Source organism: Brevundimonas sp. FV1ye28 (genome assembly GCF_058681135.1).
The window spans coordinates 1,140,843-1,160,457 of the sequence record NZ_CM178731.1 but is presented as its reverse complement, the minus strand read 5'-3'; the positions used below and the strand labels follow the sequence as shown (position 1 = coordinate 1,160,457).

Here is a 19,615-nt window from a genome sequence, read left to right as displayed (position 1 = left end):
CGGGCGGGAGAACGGACGGTCCTACTGCCAATACGCATGAACGCGCCGATCCCCTTGCGTCGAACCGCCTCAGGCGTCGACGACGACATCAGAGTCGCCGGAGCGCCTCGGCGAGCTTGGCGCGCGCCCTGGCGACACGGGTCTCGACCGCCTTGGGCGTGGCGCCCACGATAAGCGCGACCTCGGCGTGGGACCGACCCTCCAGGGCGGTCAGAAGCAGCGGCGCCTTCAGGGCGTCCGGCAGATCGGCGATGGCGCGGTCCAGCGCCGCCCGACGCCGTCCGTCATCCAGATGGTCTTCGGGGGTCGTCGCTCCATCCCCGACCGCCAGGGCTTCGGGCGCGTCCAGGCCCATCACGCCGCGAACCATCCGGCGGACCGTGCGCTTGCGGCCCCAGTCGCGGCATTTGTTGACGGCGATCGAGCGGAGCCAGGTGGGGAAGCTGCGGCCCGGGTCATACCGGCGAATGGCGAGCCAGGCGGACGCATACGTCTCCTGGACGACATCGTAGGCCTCTTCGTCGTCGCCGATATATCGACGAACGAAGCGATGCAGGTCGCCTTTGGTCGCGGTCATCAACGCGCTGAAGGCGGCCCGGTCGCCCTTCGCCGCCCGTGCTTCGAGTGGAACCCCCGAATCCACGCTGGCTCTACCCTGCGTCTTGCAGGAGAGCTCCGACGACCTGACGGTCGAACACCTGAGCCTGCTGGGGCGTCAGGACCGACCGCATCTCGAACACATGGGCGATGGTCGCCTTCTGGAGATCGCCCATGGCGACGTGGAAATGATCGACCGCCGCCTGGACCTGAGGACTGTCGCCTTCGCTGACCGCGATCGCGTCCGCCAGCTCGCGATTGGCGGTGCGGACCTCGGCTTCAAGCGCGCCCCGGCGCGAGGCGAAGCGGGCCTCGATCGCTTCCAGACGGGTTTCCTGCGCCGTCGTCAGGTCCAGTCGATGATGAACGATGCTGTGCAGGCTGGGCGCTTCCTGCCGCTTCATCAGCCAAGCCGTGCTGGCCCAGGTCCCGGCGCCGCTGGCGAGCGCGGCCAGCGCCGCCGTGATCGCGATGGATCGCCAGCCCGCTTTCATTCGCCCGCTCCCAGGATCGCGATCGGGGACAGGCCCCCCGACACGCTGAACACCTGCATCTCCGATGGCTCGGCCCTTGCGGACAGGGCGAACACGCCCCCGTTGGCGACACCTACCACGAGCGCCATCGCCAGAGCGGCGACGCGGACCTGACCCATCCGCCGCTCGCCGACCCGATTCTCGATGCGGCGCCACACATCGGAGTCCAGCCCTGACAGCGAGACGTGGCTCGCCGGTCGGGCGGTAGCGATCAGGCGATCGATGTCCTCAGTCATGTTCCACCTCTGCGGCCCCCGTAGTCCCATACGCCGGGTACAGCCAAATCCCTCGGTCGCGGCCTGGCGTCGTCATAGCAGCGAGGCCGGCGGCGCGAGCGTCCCCATGACTGAGACGATCGTCAGAACGGCGAAGGAGAGCGCGAATTCCACCACCAAGCTTCGCTGCAGGTGACCAAGCACCGGACTAGAATCCGCACTAGAGGCCTCGAAGGCGGGAGTCAGACGAAAACGATTGAAGGCGGCCAGGCTCAACATGAGACCGAACAGGACGATCTTGAGGATAAGCCAGCGACCATAGGCTGTAGCGGTCAACGTCCAGAGCCCGCCCCATCCGACCAGGAAGGCGCTGTTCACCAGACCGGTCAGCAGAAGAACAGCGACGGCGAAGGTGCCGACGCCGGCGAAGCCAGCCAAGGCGCGCGCCAGAGCCAGATCCTGCGCGGACGGCTCCTTGGGCCGCCACATAACAAGGGCGGCAAAGGCGGCCAGAGCGCCGACCCAAAGCGACGCCGAAAGGGCGTGCAAAATATCGGACGCCAGATGGATCTCGTGTCCGGACCCTTCCGTGGCCGCGCCATGACCGGTCCAGGCGAAGCTGGCCGAAACGACAAGGCCGAGCGAGGCGCAAAGCCACCACAGCCGGGGTCCGGGTTTGGCCATCGCGATCACCGCCACGGCCAGAAGGGCGGTGGCGGACCGCACCGCCAACGCCATGCCGAGACCCATGCCGGTGACCATCATGCCCAGCGAAGCGGGCTTGATCGCTTCACTCAAGGATCCCGCCATCATCGCGGTCTGGGCGACGAGGGCGGCCGGAGCCGCCAAAGCCAGGGCCAGGGCCGCCCAGAACAGGGCGGGCCGCGGCCAGCCCAGGGGGAGGAGCCTTGTCGCCCCCGCGCTGTAGATCAGGAAGGCGGGGAGACCGAACAGCAGGGCGGCGGCGACGTATTGGACCGCCCTCAGGCCAATGACCCAGGCCTCGATCACGTCAACGAACGGTGAAGGCGTAGGAGCCGGTCATGCGGTGGCCGTCGCTCGAGGCGATCTGCCAGTTGACGGTATAGCCTCCGGTGGCGAGCGGTCGGGCGAGCGCGCCCGTGATCGACCGGCCGTCCTCGCTGACGGTCGTGCTCACGGCGGCCTTCGCGCCGGCCGCGTTGACCACTTCAAGCGTCGAGAAGGCCGGGACCATCCGCTCGCTGAAGGTGAGGGCGATGGAACGGGGCGGGGCCACGGTCGCGTTGGCCGCGGGCGTCGAACTCACCAGACGCGCATGAGCGCTGACCGCGCCGGCGGTCATGACCACGGCCGCGGCCACGGCGAAGGCGGGAACGAAACGATTGAAACGCATGTCGTGACTCCACTGACATCCAGACGATGTCTCAGAAATACGCGGCGGTCGCCTCTTTCCCTCGCCGGCCTAGAGTTTCACCGCGCGCAGCCTCAGCGCATTGCCGATGACGCTGACCGAAGAGAGCGCCATGGCGAGCGCCGCCAGGGCCGGCGAGAGAAGCCAGCCGAACACGGGATAGAGCAGGCCGGCCGCCACGGGGATGCCGAGGGCGTTGTAGCCGAAGGCAAACACCAGGTTTTGCCGGATGTTGCCCATTACCGCACGGGACAGGCGCCGTGTGCGCACGATGCCCTGCAGATCGCCGCCCAGCAGGGTGACCCCGGCGCTCTCGATGGCGACGTCCGAACCCGCCCCCATGGCGACCCCGACATCGGCGGCGGCGAGGGCAGGGGCATCGTTGACGCCATCCCCCGCCATGGCGACGATCCGACCCTGCGAACGAAGCTGTTGAACCACCGACGCCTTGTCCTGCGGCAGGACTTCCGCCTGGACTTCGTCGATGCCGAGGCGACGCGCGACCGCTTCAGCCGTTGTCCGGTTGTCTCCGGTCATCATGACCAGCCGCAGACCGGCCGCCTTCAGCGCGAGGATCGCCCCCGGCGTGGTGGCCTTGATGGGATCAGCGATGCCGATGACCCCGGCCGCCTTTCCGTCGATCGCCACGAAAATGGCGGTGGCGCCGTCGTGGCGGAGCGCGTCCGCCTTCGACTCCAGCGCGGAGACGTCGATTGAAAGCTCGCCGAGATAACGGGTGTTGCCCAGGGCGACCTGGCGACCCTCGATCGTCCCGCGGACGCCGCGGCCGACCGGGCTGTCGAAGTCCACGGCCTCGGAAAGGGGGATGTCCCGGTCCCCAGCGGCCCGGACGATCGCGTCGGCCAACGGATGTTCGCTGCCGCGCTCGAGGCTGGCCGAGAGACGCAAGATGTCCACTTCGGCGAAGCCCTCGGCGGGCAGGATCGCCGTTACCGACGGACGTCCCTCTGTCAGGGTGCCGGTCTTGTCCAGAACCAGGGTGTCGACTTTCTCGAAGCGTTCGAGCGCCTCGGCGTTCTTGATCAGGACGCCGGCGTGCGCGCCACGTCCCACCCCGACCATGATCGAGATCGGCGTCGCCAGGCCCAATGCACAGGGACAGGCGATGATGAGCACCGAAACGGCGGCGACCAGGGCGTAGGCCAGGCGGGGTTCGGGGCCGACCAAACCCCAGACGACAGCGGCGAGCATGGCGATCGCGATGACCGTGGGGACGAACCAGCCGGAGACCGTATCGGCCAGCCGCTGGATCGGGGCGCGACTGCGCTGGGCCTGGGCCACCATCTGGACGATCTGCGCCAGCAGGGTGTCTGCGCCGACCTTGTCGGCGCGCATGATGAAGGATCCGGTCTTGTTGAGCGCGCCGGCCACGACCCGGTCGCCGACGGCCTTGGTCACCGGCATGGACTCGCCGGTCACCATGGATTCATCGACAGCGACCCGGCCATCCAGGAGTTCGCCGTCCACCGGAATCTTCTCGCCGGGCCGGACCCGCAGGCGGTCGCCGACGGTGATCTGGTCAAGCGAAACATCTTCATCGACACCGTCGGCCCGGATCCGGCGCGCGGTCTTGGGCGTGAGGTCCAGCAGGGCGCGGATCGCGCCCGAGGTCTGTTCGCGGGCGCGCAGTTCCAGAATCTGGCCGACGAGGACCAGGACGGTGATGACCGCCGCCGCCTCGAAATACACCGGCGCGCTTCCATCGGCCTTCAGGAAGGCGGGCGGGAACAGGGTTGGCGCGACGACGGCCACGACGCTGTAGAGCCACGCGACGCCGACCCCCATGGCGATCAGGGTGAACATATTCAGCCGGCGGGTGCGCAGCGATGTCCAGCCGCGCTCAAAGAAGGGCCAGCCGCACCACAGGACGACGGGGGTCGCCAGCGCGAACTGGGTCCAGTTCGACATCTGGCCCGGAATGAACATGTGCAGATTGGTCAGGTGCCCCCCCATCTCGAGAGCGAAGACCGGCAGGGTCAGGGCCAGACCGACCCAGAAGCGGCGAGTGAAGTCGATCAGTTCGTGGTTCGGCGGTGCCTCCGCCGTGACCGTTTCCGGTTCGAGCGCCATGCCGCAGATCGGGCAGGAGCCTGGGCCTTCCTGCCGGATCTCGGGGTGCATCGGGCAGGTGTAGATGGCGCCGGGAATGGCTGGCTCTGTCTCCACGCGAGGATTCAGGTAACGCGCCGGATCCCCGACGAACTTGGTCCGACATCCCGCTGAGCAGAAGAAATAGTCCTGACCGTCATGACTGGCACGGTGAGCGGTGGTCGTCGGATCGACTGACATGCCGCAGACCGGATCCTTGACCCCAGCCGCGCCGTCCGAGGCCTTCGCCGCGCAGCAGGCGTGACCCGGGGCATGATTGTGAGGATGCGTGGACATGTCGCTGTCTCCGGTTGGCCGAAGCGCTCACATATACCCGTAGGGGGTATATCGCAAGATACCCTCATGGGGTATATGTGGGTTCTGGAAGGCGAGGTCAGATGCAAACCGATACGAAACCCAAGGTCCTCAACAGGTTGAGCCGGATTGAAGGCCAGGTGCGGGGAATCGCGCGCATGGTCGAAGACGACCGATATTGCGTCGACCTGCTGACCCAGTTGCAGGCTGTTCGAGCCGCACTTCATCGCGTGGAGACCGAAGTGCTGCGGGATCACCTTGATCATTGCGTCATGGGCGCCATGACTGGCGACGATCCCGAGGATCGAAAGGCCAAGGCCTGCGAACTGATCGAACTCCTGGCGCGGGCCGGACGGTAGACGGAACGAACGAGGCCTCCTGATCGCTACCGTCGGGATCTCAAGGAGCCGTCATGAAACGCATCAGCCTCGTCCTTGCCGCCTGCGCCCTGTCCGCGGCCTGTTCTCCGCAAGCCGAAGAGCCCGCAGGGGCCGCGCCGGAAGCCGCCGCAACAGCGGGCGCCCATGGCGCGATGGAGGGCGGCATGGCTGCGGCGGCTCCCGGCGACTCCGTCGCCACCCAGGGCTACAAGGCCTCGATGAACACCATGATGGAGGCGATGCCGGCCTTCACCGGAGACGCGGATATCGACTTCATGAAGCAGATGCGTGGGCACCACGTCGCCGCCGTCTCGATGGCGCGTGTGGAACTTGTGCAGGGCAAGGACGCCGAGGCGCGGAACCTGGCCCAGGAGGTGATTACGGCGCAAGAGCGCGAAATCACACTGATTGACGCCTGGCTCGCCCGGAAGGGCGCGTCTGCGGCTCCCGCCGCCTGATCGCGAGATCAGCGCGCCGCGTGCGAAGACCAATGGATGTGCGTGATCCGCCAACCGTCGGCCTCGTGGCGCAAGACCATGGTCTCGACCGAGAGGCTGTCGATCGGGCGGCCGTTGAACTCGCCTGTCGTTCGGCTTTCGCTTGCGACCCACGCGCTGTCGGCGCCGGCTCGCGCTGTGCGGCGGGACCTGACGCTGGGCACAGCGGCTGAGAACGCAGCGTCGGCCGCCAGGTGGTGTTCGGCGTACTCGGCCTTCGACCGTTCAGCCCCGCCGCCCTCGAAAATCAGGACGTCGTCGGCAAGGAGGACCAGTGCAGCGTGTGTGTCTCCATGTTCGAGCGCGGCATGAAAGGCATCGACGACACTCGCCGCCGCGGCCGCCTGGGCCTGGACATCATCGACCGAGGCCGCGGCAGTCTGGACCGGTTCATGAGCGAACGCGGGGCCGACTGATGTGATCGACAGGGAGATGGCGAGGGCGAGGAGAGGTTTGGCGACCGACATGGATTTTCCCCGAGGCGATGAACTGGTTCCGATGCTAGATGCCATTTGCAACATAGGCGACCCCGGCGGTTCGCCATGCCGAAGCCACCCTCAGCGTTGCCGACGAGTTTGCTGGATCAAGTCGGGTTCGACGACCAGCCCGCAGATGGTATAAAGTGTACGTTCAAGTGACGGTCGAAGGTCGCCGAGGGAATCAAGTTGGCTGCATCGCATTTCGGGGTCTCAGTAGGTCAATAGACCGCGAAAGATGACGAATTCACGCAAATGTTATTGCTTGGAAATTCCCGAATGTTTTCAGAATACTTCCTACTTGTCGGTTCTCCAATCGGTTCGGTGTTTGTTGAGTGAAGAAAAACCCAAGACAATCATTGTCTTGGGCTTCTTTGTGTAATCGAGTGGGAGTGATTCAAGGCCCTGGATCGGCCAACCTTGACCAGACGGTATACCCTGGCGTTCGAGGCGCGAAGCAAGGCGGACATGGAGGCCAACCCGGAACGCGGCAATGTCGGGGCCTGGCTGAGGCATCGCTCGACCCGGCCAGGGCGCCCGGAGGACGCTTCGGACGTCTATCTGGTCCAGATCGATAAAGGGCCTAGGCTCCCTTTATAGGGGGGCCGCCAGACCTTCGGCCCGAGGCTTGAAGGATCGGTTCCACGATCACCTCCATGGCCAGCTCCATGATCGCCTTGGTGACGCACAGCACCAGGATCGTCCAGGTCGGGGCCGACAGCTCGCTCATCCCCCAGACCCCCAGCAACACCGTGGTGTGCTGCACCATGATGCGGCCGTAGGGGCGAAACATCTCTCCGGTGGGGGTCGCCGTCCGCCACCGGCCCGCCATGACCCATTCGCGCACGAAGGCGATGGTGTGCAGCACGGCCATGGCCAGGAGCGCCCAGAGAAGGCCCGTGCCGCCGCCGCTGTCCGGATCGCCGGCCTCTGCGGGCGAGACCTCGCCCAGCAGCACCAGGGTGAAGATCCCGTGGCCGAGGCAGAACAGGCCGTAGTGAAGAACAAAGAAACAGCCGGTCCCGAGCGCGCCGGAGCCGTTGAGGCCGCCCCCTTGTTTACCGCCCTTCGCCGACAGAATGCGCGGCAGGGTCAGGATGCCGATGATGATGTTCTCGAACCAGTAGAGGACGACGATCTGGCCGACGTCCCAGCCCAGAACGATCACACCGGCGACGGGGACCAGGTTGGAGAATACCAGAGCGAGGTATCGCGCCGCCGTGGTCATTGGCAGATTCTCCAGTCCGCCTTCTGAAATAAAGGGGATTTAAGGCCGGTGGCTACGGCGAAGAGGCTGTTCACCCGGATGACCGAGGGACTGTCATCGCCTTACAGGGCCGGCTTGAGCTCAAGCCCGTTCACGACGACCAGAAAGTGGAACCTGAGACCAAATGCGAGAGCGAAACAGCAGTCGGTTGAAGGCGAGCGTGAGCGATCCACTTCGAACCAAACTCAATCTCAGCTTCCCATGATGTGGGTCTCCATCATGGCGATCCAGGCGCTTGGGAAATAATTGGTTCCAGACTGGGGCGTCGAGTCGGGGTCGCAGGCGGCCGTCACCAAAAGATCGGCTGGAGTGCCTGGGGTGGCGGGCTGGGCCGATGCGGTTTGAGGGGCAGACAAAATCGATCGCGGCATATCATCCCCGAACTCCCACCAAAAAGCTTGCACGTGCAAACTCTGGCTTGTCCGGCTGCGGCAGTTTATTCGGAAAGACTGAGCGATGATGTTGTGTTTGCCATCACCGCCATCAGCTGCCCGGGTCCCCACGCCGCGAGGCTGGCGCAGATAGATCCACATCCAGATTGTAGGATTATTCGGCTGGGATTGCTGGGGGCGGCCAGCAAATATCCGGGTCTCGCCGGAGTTTGCGAGAAAGGACACGGGTTGGACCCACGGGGCCGGACCCGGATAGTCCTGAGGATCGCTGTTGGAATTATTCAAAGGCTGCGGGGCAACGGCAGCCTCCGCTGACTGCGGCTTTGTTGAGGACTGCGCGACTTCCGAAACACTCAGCGTGTAGCGACCGGTCATGCCTTCCGACAGGCTGTTAGCCCGCAGGGTCAGCACGCCGCCGTCCCCCTGGACCTCCAGCCGGGCATTGAGGCCGCCGCCGCTGTCGTCGTCGCTGACCAGATTGCTCAGGGCGCCGGCGCAGGTCCCGGCGCCGGCCTGGAGGTAGCTGTCGAAGGCGTCAGAGGCCTGGTCGATCTGCAGGGTCTGGCCTCGTCGGGTCTGGATGGTGAAGCAATCGAAATAGCTGCCATCCCCCAGGGTGGAGTCCGATGTCGTCAGCTCGCCCTGAACGGTCTGGCCGGGACGGAGTGAAGTCTGGGCGGCGGCCGGACAGGCGACCACGGCCATCACGGCGACAAGGGCTGGCCAACGCAGCATGAGACAACTCCTTCGGGGAGGGACAAATCTAGGCAAGTCAGGGCTGTCCGGGAGGACATCTGTTGAATATCGACAGCCCGTTGGTGGCGACCTGTATTGATCAGGGAACATGAGATCGAAGCGCCGGGCTTGCATCTGACAAACATCGACAGGTTTCATCCGGGGCAGGAGACCTGCCCGTCGCGCTAGCGGCAGACCGGCGAGTTGCGGGGCGAGCTGGCCATCTCGCAGTGGGCGGTCCGGTATCGGTCGCGGGTCTGCGCGGCCGCGTCGCCTGCGCCGAACACCGGCGGGGCCGGAGTTGACGACGCCTGGGGTCGATAGCTGCTGTAGGCGCTGGCGTCCCCGCCGTTGGCCGCGCGCCAGCGGGCCTCGGCCATGCCGGGCTGGTTGGTGCCCGTCCCGAACGTGCCTTCCAGGCCCGTCCCCCGGCGACGAAGTTCCGCGGAGACGGCGCCGGCGACCGCGCCGTCCCGGAACCAGCTGGCGAGGACATACAGCGTTTGGGTGTTCAACGAGCCCATGGCGTTCCGGCGAACCGCGGATTCGACGACCTCACGCGCCATCGGGCCGGATCGGAGCTCATAGACGGCATAGTCGGCCGCGCCGGCGGTATTCCCGGCCTGGATCATCCGGTTCAGCTCGGCCCGCTCGGCGGCGCGTTCCGCGTGCCAGGCCCGGCGTCGCGCCAGGTCCCCTGCCAGTTGCCGGGAATAGGCGCACTGGGCCTCCTCACCCAGACGGCAGGCCTTGTCATAGGCTGCGCTGGACGCCTCCCAGTTCTCCCGACCGGCCTCGGTGTAGCCCAACAGGGCGCAGGCGCTGCCAAGGTCGGCGGCGCAGGTCCGTTCCAGCAGCGGCAAGGCTTCCGAAATCCGGCCTAGTCGGTGCAGGACCTGCGCCTGCAGTTGGCAATATTCCAGGGTGTTGTCGCTGCAGGCGCGGGCATAGGCCGGCAGGGCGAGCGCGTAGTCCCCCGCGAGGTCATAGAACCGGCCCAGGTTACCGCATCCGCCAACGAGGATATTTCCGTCGCACGCACGCTCATAATAGACCGCCGCCTGGGCGAGGTCGGCCGGGCCGGCGTCGCCCGTCTCCAGGCTTACGCCCACCCAGCTGCAGGAATTCATGTGTCCGCCGTCACAGGCGCGGAGGATGAGCGGTCGCGCGACCGTCATGTCGGCTTCGACGCCGTCTCCCAGGGTGTAGGCCCGACCGGCCCGGACGCAGTCCGCCTGGCTACCGGCGAGACAGGCCTGAACAGACCCATCGAGGGTGGAGGCCGTCGCGACGGGCTGTGACTGGGGCCGAGCCGCCGCGCGTTGTCTTGCCGTCGCCGCGTTATCGCAACCTTCAGAACTGCCGAGACGACAGGCGGCATCGAACAGGGCGATCCCGAGCTCCGGGTCCGCCGTAACGCCCCGACCCGTCATATAGAGCACAGCCAAGTTGCTGCAGGCGTTGGTGGCCCCGTCGTCGCAGGATTGCTGGAACAGCACCGCTGCACGGGGAAAGTCGCCCCGGTCGTAGGCGTCGAGCCCTTGTTCGAACACCGCGTTCGCCGTCTGCGCGTTCGCGGGCTGCGACAGGGTGAAAGCCGCAATAGCAGTCCAAAGAACCAGGCCCAGCGAGCCGAACGCCTTCCGGACGGACGTGGGCGCGGTTCGGACGCGGGTCTCGTTCGCCCACGCTGTCGACGGCACAGTCGCCGGCCCGACGGGCAGGAGTGTCGAGGCGACGGCGGCTGAAAGCAGCTGACGGCGATCCATACGACCGATGCGGTTCATGTCGGGCTCTCAGGGTTCTGAAGGTCAGGTCTCACGGTCATGACTATGAGAACGAGCACCCGGGGCTGCATCTGACAAACACGGACAGGTTTGATCGACGCGGGAGGAGGGCTGTCAGGTGAAGGCCGGGGTCGGGACAGGCAGCCAAGCGAGCGCGGTGGCGACTACGGCGTCGCGCAAGACGGGTGGATCCCGGTCCTCATCTGACAAACATCGAAAGGTTTTATCGGCGAGAATGAAGAGCGATCGCAGAAGGGTTAAGTCCGACCCTCAGCCCGGAGAGGGCTCACTCCTCCGCGCTGCGACCCACAACTGAGTGAACATCCAGCGGCGCCGGTTCAGCCGGTCGCGTTTCGACGCCGGCAAGCCTGTAGACATCGCTCCAGCTCTCGCGCCGATTTCCCGCGGGGCACATAGGGCGGCAAGCGGCGGAGCGCGTCCTGCGCCGTGCCCTTGTTCGCGACATTGGCGGTGAAGGTGAAGGCGGCGTCTCTGAACACGAAATTGAGGTTCACAGTGCCTGGGGCCGTCCGTACCTCCACAGACTGGATCGCGGCGAAGGAAACACTGCGACTCCGCAGGACACGGTATTCCATCCCTCCGGATCCGAGGCGAAGCGAGGGACTGAGACTGTTGGTGACCAGCGCGATCCAGGGGGGCAACCACCGGAGGCCGATGAATGTCGCGATGACGGGGATCGCCACAAGGGCCTCTGCGCCGACATCCCCCGCATCAAGCGCTGCAGACCGATCTTCCAAACGCCGGTTCCCCGTACGATCAACAAGCACCCGGCCAGCACGGCAATCGTGTCGGGTATTCGCCTCACCGTAACGAAGGCTCGAGACTCCTGCATCTGACAATGACCGACAGGTACGATCGAGAGGGATGGATCACAGAATGACGGCCGTCGACGTCGCTGCGCTCAATCCGCAGGAGCAGGCGTGATCTTTGCGTCGATCAGTGTGAGCCGGTCATCGATGACGTCGAATTCCATCTCGACTGTACCGCCGGTCCCGCAGCACCCCCCCTCTCCTGGTCGCCAGAGCGGCGAGGAGGCCACCAAGCGCGGGAAGGCCCAGCGTGGCTGATGCCAGACCTCCATGCCTCCGAGCTGATCGCCGACGCGGCCCTGCCAATCCATATCCACCGGACGCCACCGGCCCTCGCGCCACAGCATCATGACGGTCATGTCGCCGCTGCCGGTGCCACGCGAGATTCCGGGAACGATCAGCACCCACTGCCCGTCGCCGTGACGCTCCAGTGAGGGCGTTTCGTACTGCGCGCCCTCGAACGTCCACAGGACAGGCCTGAGCGCTCCGTCCTCACGCTCTTCAAACACTACAACGCCCCCGCCGACGCCATCCTCTTCCGTGAAACCATCCTGAATCTGCCACCACAGCCGACCCTGGTCGCTGGCCGAAAGAAAGCCGGCACTGGTGACCGTGCAGCCCCGCAGCACCACGTCCACGCAGATGTCCAGGGCTTCGCGCGTTGTGCGAACGGCCCCCGCTTTCCGGTCCTGACGGATGCGGGCGTGAAGGTCCTCGAGGTAGGTCTCCTCGCTGTCTTTGATGTCCCCGGACGCGGTGGTCCAGAACTGATGAGCGTTCTCGACCTCGTAGGGCAGGGGGCTCAGGCCCAGCGCCTGCCGATAGGTCTCTTCCAGAGTCCCGGCCACGGGCGGCGGCGGCGCCTCAGCGGGGGTCTGGGCGTTGCACCCCGACGCCTGCATGGCCAGGGCCAGAACCATCAACCCGATCTTGCGCATGTCGTGCTCCATGTGGATCAGACTGCCTCAGAGATCTGGGTTGCGCTACCGACCCGCCTCTGCCTGACTAAGGAGCATCAAAAGACAATGGGTCTCATGTCGGTATCGCTCTATCGGTATGTGAGCCGCTCTGAGACCGAACTCGAGAATGCTGCGCGGACTCCAGAGGGGTTGAGCCTGTCGATAGAGAGTGACATCACTCGAGTTTTATTGGGGCCGAATTCCTCAATGTTTTCATAATTCTGACTTCGGTGGCGGCAATGCTGGCGGAGCGCCAGCGCAATGCCCCAGCGGAGCACAGCGAAGCCGGTCATGCCATCTCCCGTCCTTCAACCCCGAGAGGAAGAGGTAGCCCGCGAGCCCCAGGCCGAGCGCGAGATAGTCGTAGAGGTGGAACAGGTCGTAGTTGGCCAGGGCGACCACCCAAAGGCCGAGGATCATGACGGCCGCCAGGGGTCGGGTGCGTCGCCAGATCAGCAGGATGCCGATCAAAAGCTGCGCCCATGGCAGCAGCTCGGAGTCCGTCTTCAGATCGGGCGTCAGATAGGTGCCGCCGACCGCGAACAGCGCGATGAAGAAGGCCGCCATGATGGCGATCATGAAGGCGTCGGCGTTGTCGCGCAGTAATCGGGTGCCTCGGTCCAGGATACAGGTCGCGGCCTGACCGGCCGCCCGGCGCTCAAGAACGGTGGTGGCCAGGAACAACACCGTCACGAGCACGATCCCGAACCAGAAGGCCGGCAGCGCCAGGGTTGTCGTGATGGGCACAGGGTCGGCCGCGACCTCGTACTTCTCGAACCATTTGACGTGCGCACAGGCCGCAGTCGCAACGGTTGAAATGCCGAGTGCCAAAAGGGGAGTGCGCGAGCCTTGAGCGGTCTCGGGCATGATGGTCACCATTCAAAGTGGCGCATTGATCAGCACTCTCAGCTTCGACATTACCACAGCAGAGGCGGCACCTTATCAAACTGAAGGGGTACGAACGCTTATGCGCGCCAACCCTAAATCGTCATTGCGACGTCGGCAGAGGTTTCAAGACGGCGTCTCTCGTCCTTGGACAAGGCTCTCGGGAGGCCAGCCGTCCAGGAAATCCGGCTCGAATACCGCGAGCGGACGACCGACCCGCACGGTGTCAGCTCAATGGCCCTGCGAATGCACTCATCACGTCATAGCCCAAGGCTCCGACGCCAGCGATGTATGATGGGGAATCAGCGTTCAGCGTGTAGTTCGTGGTGCTTGAGTTGCGCCCATTTCCGCCAAGGAGCGGATTTGAAAGCACATTCCCGAGGCCTTGAAGCGCCCGTGATCCGGCAGAGGTCGAATCTACGAGGGTGCCGATGCCTCCCCTGACCCCGATTTCCCTCTGGACCGAGACCTGACCTGGACGGCCCGATTTTGGATAGACATCCAGCCAGGTCTTGTACGGGTTCGACGAAAGCCCGGTTTCCGTACTGATCGAGGTGTTCCGTACCAGGCCGCCGTTGCCGAAAACATCGGGTACGCGCCAGTCGGTATTCTGGTCCGCCGTCATTCTGACGGGGTTTACCGTGAGGAGAAGGCCGATGACGGCGGTGTCATTTTCACGCGCTTGCGCCCTGAGATGTTCGGTCGCCGTCAAACCAGCCCGCAGCGCTCCCATGTTGGCGAGGCCCGAGAACCCGCCCCCGGTCGTCACCCAGCCGTCCAGAGGGTAGAATCCGCCGAAGGCTGAGGGGCCATAGCGTACCATTTCGACCGATGATCCGCCGCCTTCACTGAACTGGTCTGACCCACCATTCGGTTGGGGAGCCAGTCTGTTGCGAAGGGACGCCAGGAGCGCGGTATTGTCGGCGACCTCGATCCCCCTGGCACCCAAGGCCTCGATCGCAGCGGCGTAGGCCGCGTCGGCAGCGGCGATGTAGTCTTCCGGCGTCAACCCCGTGAGGTTTGTTTGCACGTTCACATTCGACTGGGTGAATCTCGCGCGAAAGCCGCCGCCGCTTGACTGACTGGCCTTGCGCTCGGTTACGAAGTTCACACCGAAGCTGCCGATCATGACGCGTCCGATGCCCGCAATCGCGCGTCCATTGTTGACGCGCATGGGCAAGTCTGTGGCGGCAGCCAAGGCTGGATTCGTGCGAAGAGCCAAAGGCACGACTGTCGAAGCGGCAGCGGCAGCGATCAAAGCGCGCCGATCGATGAGGTCATTACGGCTCATGGGAGCTCCTTTTGATCGAGATTGTTGGTCGTCGCGATCTTCGCCGAAGCACTCGCAATCGCGGCGTCGCCGTCGCAAAGCGGACTGTGAGCATCGCCGCGGCGACCTGCACCTGACAAATGCCGACAGGTTCGACCGCGCTGCTGTAGCCTGTCCGCCGGTGCTCAATTCCGCGGATGCCGCCTCGCAAACCCATGACCGGGATCGGACGGCGCATTGTCAGATGTCCACCTCCAGGACCACCTCGTCAGTCTGCCGCTCGGGGGGCTGACCGGCTGTCGCGAGGCGACTCCCTTGGCCACAGCCCTCTTCAGCGACATGGCCCTCCCTCGAAAACGGCATCGCGCCCAGAGCCTCCTCCAACCGCCACCCGGATCACCGGGGTCATCGACGGTCACGCCTGCCTGGAACGTATTCGGGCCACGCAGGGCAAACAAACTCATCGGCCGGTTCAACTGTCTACGGCACGGGCTTCGAGTCCAAGGTCAGGACCGGCAGTACGACAGCGCGCAGGTCATCTGCGATGAGGCTTCCCCTCATGGCTCCCTGGGCGACAGCGCGCAGATCCCTCGGGGTCCGACCTCTCGCTGGAACCCACAGGAGCACGATGGCCTCCTCGCCCGAGGCCAGGCGACGGCCCTCCGGATCGCGTGTCACGATACGGACCGCGGCGTGGTGTGTTTGGCCGGGTTCGAGCCGCGGACTGTTGTCCGGGCCCAGGGTCAGCGGAGTCGGTACGCCTCGGGCATTGACGAAGAACAGGGCTGTATCGAGCGCGGCGTCGTTGTCGTTGCGGAGCTGGAGATGAACCACGTCACAATGCGAAAGCTCAGGGCGCGCGGTGAAGTCGATAACCCTCAGAGGTGACGCCGAGGGGTCTGGCGGTCCCGCTGAACCGCATCCCCCCGACTGGACATGACCGGATATCCGGATGGGCCGGTCTGACGCAGCCGATGCAAGGTGGGGCCCGATCATGGCGAGAAACGGCGCGCCCGGACCAACGTGCAGGCCCCGGGCGCGCCTCGCGCCGTTCGCCGGGGCGGCCAGGCGCGCGCTGAACGCATTGCTGGCGCTGACGGTCGTCTGGCCCAGAACCCGCCCGTCGAGATCGACCAGTTCCACCCTCTCTCCAGGCAAGAACCCCTCGATCTGGCCTGCGGTGATGATGCCCATGCCGCCCTGGTCGTACGTCCGGAACAATCGTGGTCGGTCCGGATCAAGGCCCGCCGGCACCGCGTCCAGGCGGCCCTCGAAGACAGGAACGGGCCCGGGCCCTGCTTCCACGCTCGCGTCGCGCACACCGTCCTGCAGATCCCTCCAACTACGATGGCGGCCGTCGCGGATCGCCTGTGAGAGTGCAAAGGTAAAGGCCGATGCAGGCTGCGCACCCGCCTCGCCCAAAGGCAGGTGTCGCTCGACCGCGAGCCGTCCGGGCGAGGCCGCGAAGATGCCCGTAAAATCTCCGCGCACCGGTTGTGCATCGGGCGGGAGCCGGCTTCGCAGAGGGAGACTCTCCGGCATTCCGAGCGCGATGCCGGTCATCCCCTTGACCCGGCCCGTGATCTCCCCCGACCGGGTCACGCCTGCGGCATGGCAGGCGTCGGCGATCAGGACGACATCGGCCCCGGCCTCCCGGATCCGCGCGATCACGGCCTCCAGCTCAAAATCGGCGATGGTTCCTGGCGCGCTGCCGGTGGAGCGGTCCGCCGGGGCGGCGTCCGCCATCAGATAGAGTTCTTCCAGCCCGTCGACTTCCCGGTCCGGGTGACGCGCGGCGGCCTGGGCCCCGTGCCCGGAGAAATAGATCAGGATCTCCTGCCCCGGTTGGGCCCCGGTCGCGAGGGCCTCCAGCGCCTCCAAGACATTGGCGCGGGTCGGGGAGCGCGCCCCATCCTCGGTCATTGTCGCGATGCGGTGAGCCGGATATCCCGCCGCGGTCAGGGACTCGCGCAGCCGCGCCACATCGGCCATCGGCGCTTCTAGGCCCTGGCCAGGGGCAAGGCCGGCATAGCGTCCGACGCCGATCAAAAGGGCATGGGGTTCGGGGGACTGCGAAAAGGCGGGGGCCGCCCCGACCAATGCGGCCACGGCGCACAGGGTGGCGAGGCAGGATCGGCCCACGGCCAGGACGCCCGGCCTAGTTGGTTGCCAGACTGTAGACATTGTCGACCATACCGTCGTTGCGTACCTCGACGGTATGGCCGCCGACGCGGTCGGGCGTCCAGACGCACATCTTGAGGTCGCCTGGGTCGTCCTGGGCGCAGACGATGGTTCCGTCGGCTTTGCGCACCACGAGTTCGAGCGTCGTATCGCCATCGCCCTCAACATAGACCACGGCGATTCTCGCCGGATCAAAGGGCTCAATATAACGGTTGCTTTGCTGTGCCCTGACCCGGCCAAGCGAGACCCGGGGTCCACCGCGTCGCCCCTTGAAGCCGGTCTCCCTAACCTCGTCGACCAAGGCAGTGACGCGAGGATCGCCCCCGGCGAGGGCCTCCGCCGCCGCCAGCCAGCGTTCGACTGGATCGTGTGCGTCGACCTCGCCCCGATCGCCCCGATCGATCAGCACCCGGTCCGTGGCCTGTCGCAGACGCGCGGCGGTCGCCAGGGCAAAGGGATCGTCATTGGCCAGACCCCAACGCGCCAGCCGCGCCGCCAGCATCATGTCATCAAACGGCGCGCGCGCAGCGTCCGCGTCTGCTGACTGTGCGTGCGAAGGCACCGAATCTCCGCATATTCCAAGCGCCAGCAAGCTGATCAGACCCCATTTCATCGTAGGTATTTGCCTCTTCAGCAGCGCCGTCGCATCTTACGATTATTGTCAGAAGCGCCCGGAGTGGGAAACAGGTGATGTCCGGTCCCATGACGCCCGACATGCAACACGCAATGCCTCTCCGCATCCTTCTTCTCGAAGACGACCCGGACGCTGCGGACCGCGTCGCTCAGGTCTTTACCGGGGAACAGGCCATCATCGACCATTTCGTGACGGGCGAAGAAGCCCTGAGAGCCGCTGCCGCCACACAGTACGACGTGCTGGTGCTGGACCGGATGGTCCCGGGTATGGACGGGTTGACCGTCCTCGGCCATTTGCGCCGTATCGACGTGCGGACACCCGCCCTGATCCTTTCAAATCTGGGTCAGACGCGATCCCGCGTGGAGGGGCTGGACGGTGGAGCGGATGACTATCTGGCCAAGCCCTTCGACGGCGAGGAACTGGCGGCCCGGGTGCGATCCCTGGCGCGACGGGGGGCAGAGACCGCCCACCCCGACGTCATCCTGCTGGGCATGCTGGAGGTGCGGATAAAGGCACGCACCGTTCACTGGAGGACGGTACATGTCGATCTGTCGCCCAAGGAGTTCGACATCCTGGCCTACCTGGCGCGCAATGCCGGAGACATCGTTTCGCGCCAGATGATCTGGAATGCCGTCTGGCCGGAATACCGCATCCCCCCGCAGATCAATGTGATCGATGTGAACCTGTCCCGGTTGCGGGCCAAGCTGGACGGCGTCGCAGGTCGGTCCATGATCGAAACGGTTCGAACCCAAGGATTCGTCCTTCGTGCGGCTTAAGGGCCGGAGAGGCCGTCGGTCCGCGATCTGGCGGTTGATAGGGGTCTTCGCCCTGTCGTTCGCGTTCGCCGCCGTCATGTTTGCGGCCGGTGCATATGAACTTATTCAGTACAAGAACGATCAGCGCCTTACTGCGTTGATCGAGGCGGATCTGGAGGCCGTGCTCGACAAGATTGCGGATGATGATCCGCAACGACTGCAGGCCAAGGCCACCGCTCTTGTGCTGGCGCGCAACGCACGCCCGGAAGACCCCCGCGTCTATGTTCTGCTTCGCGACGGCCAGCCGCTCGCGGGAAGTTCCGGTGCCACCACGGCCGGGGCGCAGGATCGCATCCTCGCTCCCGGTCTGGTCCTGGTGGCCGACTGGCAGGATGACGGCCTTTCCATCGGCCGGGAAATGATGGCGGTCGCCGCGCTGGCCCTCGCCTTCGCGGCCTTTGGTGCCTTTGTGGTCGGGCCCCTCGCAAGCCGCGGTCTGCTGGCCCGGGTTGATGCGATCAATCGGGCCTGTGATCAGGTACGGGGCGGAGACCTGTCCACACGGGCTCCGGGGGCGGCCGTCGACGATGAGTTCGGTGCGCTGTCGCGACACGTCAACGGGATGCTCGAGCGGATCGACGAGTTGATGATCGGTCTGCGCGACCTCTCCAACCGGGTCGCGCACGATCTTCGCACGCCGATGGCCCGGCTGAAGTCTGACCTTGAACGCGCCGCGCGAGCGGAGACCCTGGACGAGGCCCGCGAGCGCGCGGCGCTGGCTGTCTTCGAGACCGATGAAATCCTGCAGACCTTCGAGGCCCTGCTCGACATCGTCGAGGCCGAAGCGGGGTCGGACGCCGGCTTTGTGCCGCTGGATCTGGGCGACGCCGTACAGGCGGCCACCGACCTCTATAGCGCCGTGGCAGAGGATCGGGGCGTGCTCCTGCGCCTGTCCCGTGAACCGGCGACGATCCTGGCCGAACGGGTTCTGCTGGTCCGGCTGGCCGCCAATCTGATCGATAATGCCATCAAATTCTCGCCGGAAGGCGGTGAGGTCACGGTCACCGTTCAAACATCGGGACAGCAAGCCGTATTGACCGTCGAGGATCAGGGGCCAGGGGTCCCCGCCGACGAACGGGAAGCGGTCTTGCGACGCTTCGTGCGTGGCGCGGACGCTCAGCCCGCCGCCGGATATGGGCTCGGGCTGGCGCTGGTGGCTGCCGTGGTCAAACGCCATGGTGCAAGCCTGGACCTTGGCGACCGCGCACCGGGTCTGTGCCTCCGGGTGACCTTTCAGACCTTCGGCCCGGTGCGTTGACATATCGACGGTTGTCTTGATGACTGTCGATCGCATCGTTTCTGACCGGCCCGCAGACACCTGCAGTTTCCGGCGACGCGCTGTTCA

At 65.6% G+C, this 19,615-nt stretch carries 19 protein-coding genes; 4 read left to right on the top strand and 15 right to left on the bottom strand.

The genetic code is table 11. The annotated features are described in order from the left end of the window. Nucleotides 1–88: 88 nt before the first annotated feature. The 6 genes from ACW171_RS05775 to ACW171_RS05750 all read right to left on the bottom strand — a co-directional run bounded on the left by ACW171_RS05775 (nt 89) and on the right by ACW171_RS05750 (nt 5,144). Entirely contained in the window at nt 89–643 is a 555-nt protein-coding gene (locus tag ACW171_RS05775; protein WP_492096139.1) for an RNA polymerase sigma factor, read from the bottom strand. Nucleotides 644–650: 7 nt separating this feature from the next. Further along, nucleotides 651–1,091: a Spy/CpxP family protein refolding chaperone gene (locus tag ACW171_RS05770; protein ID WP_492096138.1), complete on the bottom strand. Its 441-nt coding sequence runs from the start codon at nt 1,089–1,091 to the stop codon at nt 651–653. After that, the gene (locus ACW171_RS05765; protein WP_492096137.1) at nt 1,088–1,366 is read right to left on the bottom strand and encodes a hypothetical protein; all 279 of its coding nucleotides are present in this window, start codon (nt 1,364–1,366) and stop codon (nt 1,088–1,090) included. The genes ACW171_RS05770 and ACW171_RS05765 overlap by 4 nt, the downstream gene beginning before the upstream one ends. A gap of 72 nt (nt 1,367–1,438) precedes the next feature. Then, nucleotides 1,439–2,356 carry a copper homeostasis membrane protein CopD gene (copD, locus tag ACW171_RS05760; protein ID WP_492096136.1) on the bottom strand — a complete coding sequence of 306 codons (918 nt, stop codon included), beginning with the start codon at nt 2,354–2,356 and terminating at the stop codon, nt 1,439–1,441. Between the two features lies 1 nt (nt 2,357). Beyond that, nucleotides 2,358–2,720 carry a copper homeostasis periplasmic binding protein CopC gene (copC, locus tag ACW171_RS05755; RefSeq protein WP_492096135.1) on the bottom strand — a complete coding sequence of 121 codons (363 nt, stop codon included), beginning with the start codon at nt 2,718–2,720 and terminating at the stop codon, nt 2,358–2,360. Nucleotides 2,721–2,789: 69 nt separating this feature from the next. Next, nucleotides 2,790–5,144, bottom strand: a complete 2,355-nt coding sequence (locus tag ACW171_RS05750) for a heavy metal translocating P-type ATPase (RefSeq protein WP_492096134.1) — start codon at nt 5,142–5,144, stop codon at nt 2,790–2,792. Between the two features lie 101 nt (nt 5,145–5,245). Between ACW171_RS05750 and ACW171_RS05745 the strand changes: the two genes are divergently transcribed. Beyond that, nucleotides 5,246–5,521 carry a metal-sensitive transcriptional regulator gene (locus ACW171_RS05745; protein ID WP_492096133.1) on the top strand — a complete coding sequence of 92 codons (276 nt, stop codon included), beginning with the start codon at nt 5,246–5,248 and terminating at the stop codon, nt 5,519–5,521. A gap of 53 nt (nt 5,522–5,574) precedes the next feature. Beyond that, complete coding sequence (locus ACW171_RS05740; protein WP_492096132.1) at nt 5,575–6,000, top strand: DUF305 domain-containing protein; 426 nt, start codon at nt 5,575–5,577, stop codon at nt 5,998–6,000. 8 nt (nt 6,001–6,008) lie between these two features. Here ACW171_RS05740 and ACW171_RS05735 read toward each other — a convergent pair whose 3' ends face one another. From ACW171_RS05735 to ACW171_RS05695, 9 genes are all read right to left on the bottom strand, one after another. After that, nucleotides 6,009–6,560, bottom strand: a complete 552-nt coding sequence (locus ACW171_RS05735) for a YybH family protein (protein ID WP_492096131.1) — start codon at nt 6,558–6,560, stop codon at nt 6,009–6,011. Between the two features lie 538 nt (nt 6,561–7,098). Beyond that, entirely contained in the window at nt 7,099–7,743 is a 645-nt protein-coding gene (locus tag ACW171_RS05730) for a DUF6498-containing protein (protein WP_492096130.1), read from the bottom strand. A gap of 230 nt (nt 7,744–7,973) precedes the next feature. Next, complete coding sequence (locus tag ACW171_RS05725; protein WP_492096129.1) at nt 7,974–8,909, bottom strand: hypothetical protein; 936 nt, start codon at nt 8,907–8,909, stop codon at nt 7,974–7,976. A 185-nt stretch (nt 8,910–9,094) separates the two neighbouring features. Then, nucleotides 9,095–10,696 (bottom strand): tetratricopeptide repeat protein, encoded by a 1,602-nt coding sequence (locus ACW171_RS05720; RefSeq protein ID WP_492096128.1) that lies wholly within the window; start codon nt 10,694–10,696, stop codon nt 9,095–9,097. Nucleotides 10,697–11,618: 922 nt separating this feature from the next. Next, a complete protein-coding gene (locus tag ACW171_RS05715) occupies nt 11,619–12,464 on the bottom strand; it encodes a hypothetical protein (protein WP_492096127.1) in 846 nt (281 codons plus the stop codon). A gap of 234 nt (nt 12,465–12,698) precedes the next feature. Continuing rightward, nucleotides 12,699–13,364, bottom strand: coding sequence for a hypothetical protein (locus ACW171_RS05710; protein WP_492096126.1), 666 nt, complete (start codon nt 13,362–13,364; stop codon nt 12,699–12,701). A 232-nt stretch (nt 13,365–13,596) separates the two neighbouring features. Next, nucleotides 13,597–14,661, bottom strand: coding sequence for a hypothetical protein (locus ACW171_RS05705; RefSeq protein ID WP_492096125.1), 1,065 nt, complete (start codon nt 14,659–14,661; stop codon nt 13,597–13,599). Between the two features lie 459 nt (nt 14,662–15,120). After that, nucleotides 15,121–16,824: a caspase family protein gene (locus tag ACW171_RS05700; RefSeq protein WP_492096124.1), complete on the bottom strand. Its 1,704-nt coding sequence runs from the start codon at nt 16,822–16,824 to the stop codon at nt 15,121–15,123. Beyond that, nucleotides 16,799–17,434, bottom strand: a complete 636-nt coding sequence (locus ACW171_RS05695; protein WP_492096123.1) for a hypothetical protein — start codon at nt 17,432–17,434, stop codon at nt 16,799–16,801. Before ACW171_RS05695 ends, ACW171_RS05700 begins: the two co-directional genes overlap by 26 nt. Before the next feature lie 77 nt (nt 17,435–17,511). On the opposite strand from ACW171_RS05695, the gene ACW171_RS05690 reads away from it, so the two are divergent. Together ACW171_RS05690 and ACW171_RS05685 are read left to right on the top strand one after the other, a co-directional pair. Then, nucleotides 17,512–18,231: a response regulator transcription factor gene (locus ACW171_RS05690; protein WP_492096122.1), complete on the top strand. Its 720-nt coding sequence runs from the start codon at nt 17,512–17,514 to the stop codon at nt 18,229–18,231. Then, the gene (locus ACW171_RS05685) at nt 18,221–19,528 is read left to right on the top strand and encodes a HAMP domain-containing sensor histidine kinase (protein ID WP_492096121.1); all 1,308 of its coding nucleotides are present in this window, start codon (nt 18,221–18,223) and stop codon (nt 19,526–19,528) included. Before ACW171_RS05690 ends, ACW171_RS05685 begins: the two co-directional genes overlap by 11 nt. Nucleotides 19,529–19,615 lie beyond the last annotated feature (87 nt).

Excerpts from the sequence above, each read along its gene's own strand:
- ACW171_RS05770 (WP_492096138.1), bottom strand. The coding sequence starts at position 1,091 with ATGAAAGCGGGCTGGCGATCCATCGCGATCACGGCGGCGCTGGCCGCG.
- ACW171_RS05765 (WP_492096137.1), bottom strand. The coding sequence starts at position 1,366 with ATGACTGAGGACATCGATCGCCTGATCGCTACCGCCCGACCGGCGAGC.
- copC (WP_492096135.1), bottom strand. The coding sequence starts at position 2,720 with ATGCGTTTCAATCGTTTCGTTCCCGCCTTCGCCGTGGCCGCGGCCGTG.
- ACW171_RS05750 (WP_492096134.1), bottom strand. The coding sequence starts at position 5,144 with ATGTCCACGCATCCTCACAATCATGCCCCGGGTCACGCCTGCTGCGCG.
- ACW171_RS05745 (WP_492096133.1), top strand. The coding sequence starts at position 5,246 with ATGCAAACCGATACGAAACCCAAGGTCCTCAACAGGTTGAGCCGGATT.
- ACW171_RS05740 (WP_492096132.1), top strand. The coding sequence starts at position 5,575 with ATGAAACGCATCAGCCTCGTCCTTGCCGCCTGCGCCCTGTCCGCGGCC.
- ACW171_RS05735 (WP_492096131.1), bottom strand. The coding sequence starts at position 6,560 with ATGTTGCAAATGGCATCTAGCATCGGAACCAGTTCATCGCCTCGGGGA.
- ACW171_RS05730 (WP_492096130.1), bottom strand. The coding sequence starts at position 7,743 with ATGACCACGGCGGCGCGATACCTCGCTCTGGTATTCTCCAACCTGGTC.
- ACW171_RS05725 (WP_492096129.1), bottom strand. The coding sequence starts at position 8,909 with ATGCTGCGTTGGCCAGCCCTTGTCGCCGTGATGGCCGTGGTCGCCTGT.
- ACW171_RS05720 (WP_492096128.1), bottom strand. The coding sequence starts at position 10,696 with ATGAACCGCATCGGTCGTATGGATCGCCGTCAGCTGCTTTCAGCCGCC.
- ACW171_RS05715 (WP_492096127.1), bottom strand. The coding sequence starts at position 12,464 with ATGCGCAAGATCGGGTTGATGGTTCTGGCCCTGGCCATGCAGGCGTCG.
- ACW171_RS05710 (WP_492096126.1), bottom strand. The coding sequence starts at position 13,364 with ATGGTGACCATCATGCCCGAGACCGCTCAAGGCTCGCGCACTCCCCTT.
- ACW171_RS05705 (WP_492096125.1), bottom strand. The coding sequence starts at position 14,661 with ATGAGCCGTAATGACCTCATCGATCGGCGCGCTTTGATCGCTGCCGCT.
- ACW171_RS05700 (WP_492096124.1), bottom strand. The coding sequence starts at position 16,824 with ATGTCTACAGTCTGGCAACCAACTAGGCCGGGCGTCCTGGCCGTGGGC.
- ACW171_RS05695 (WP_492096123.1), bottom strand. The coding sequence starts at position 17,434 with ATGAAATGGGGTCTGATCAGCTTGCTGGCGCTTGGAATATGCGGAGAT.
- ACW171_RS05690 (WP_492096122.1), top strand. The coding sequence starts at position 17,512 with ATGTCCGGTCCCATGACGCCCGACATGCAACACGCAATGCCTCTCCGC.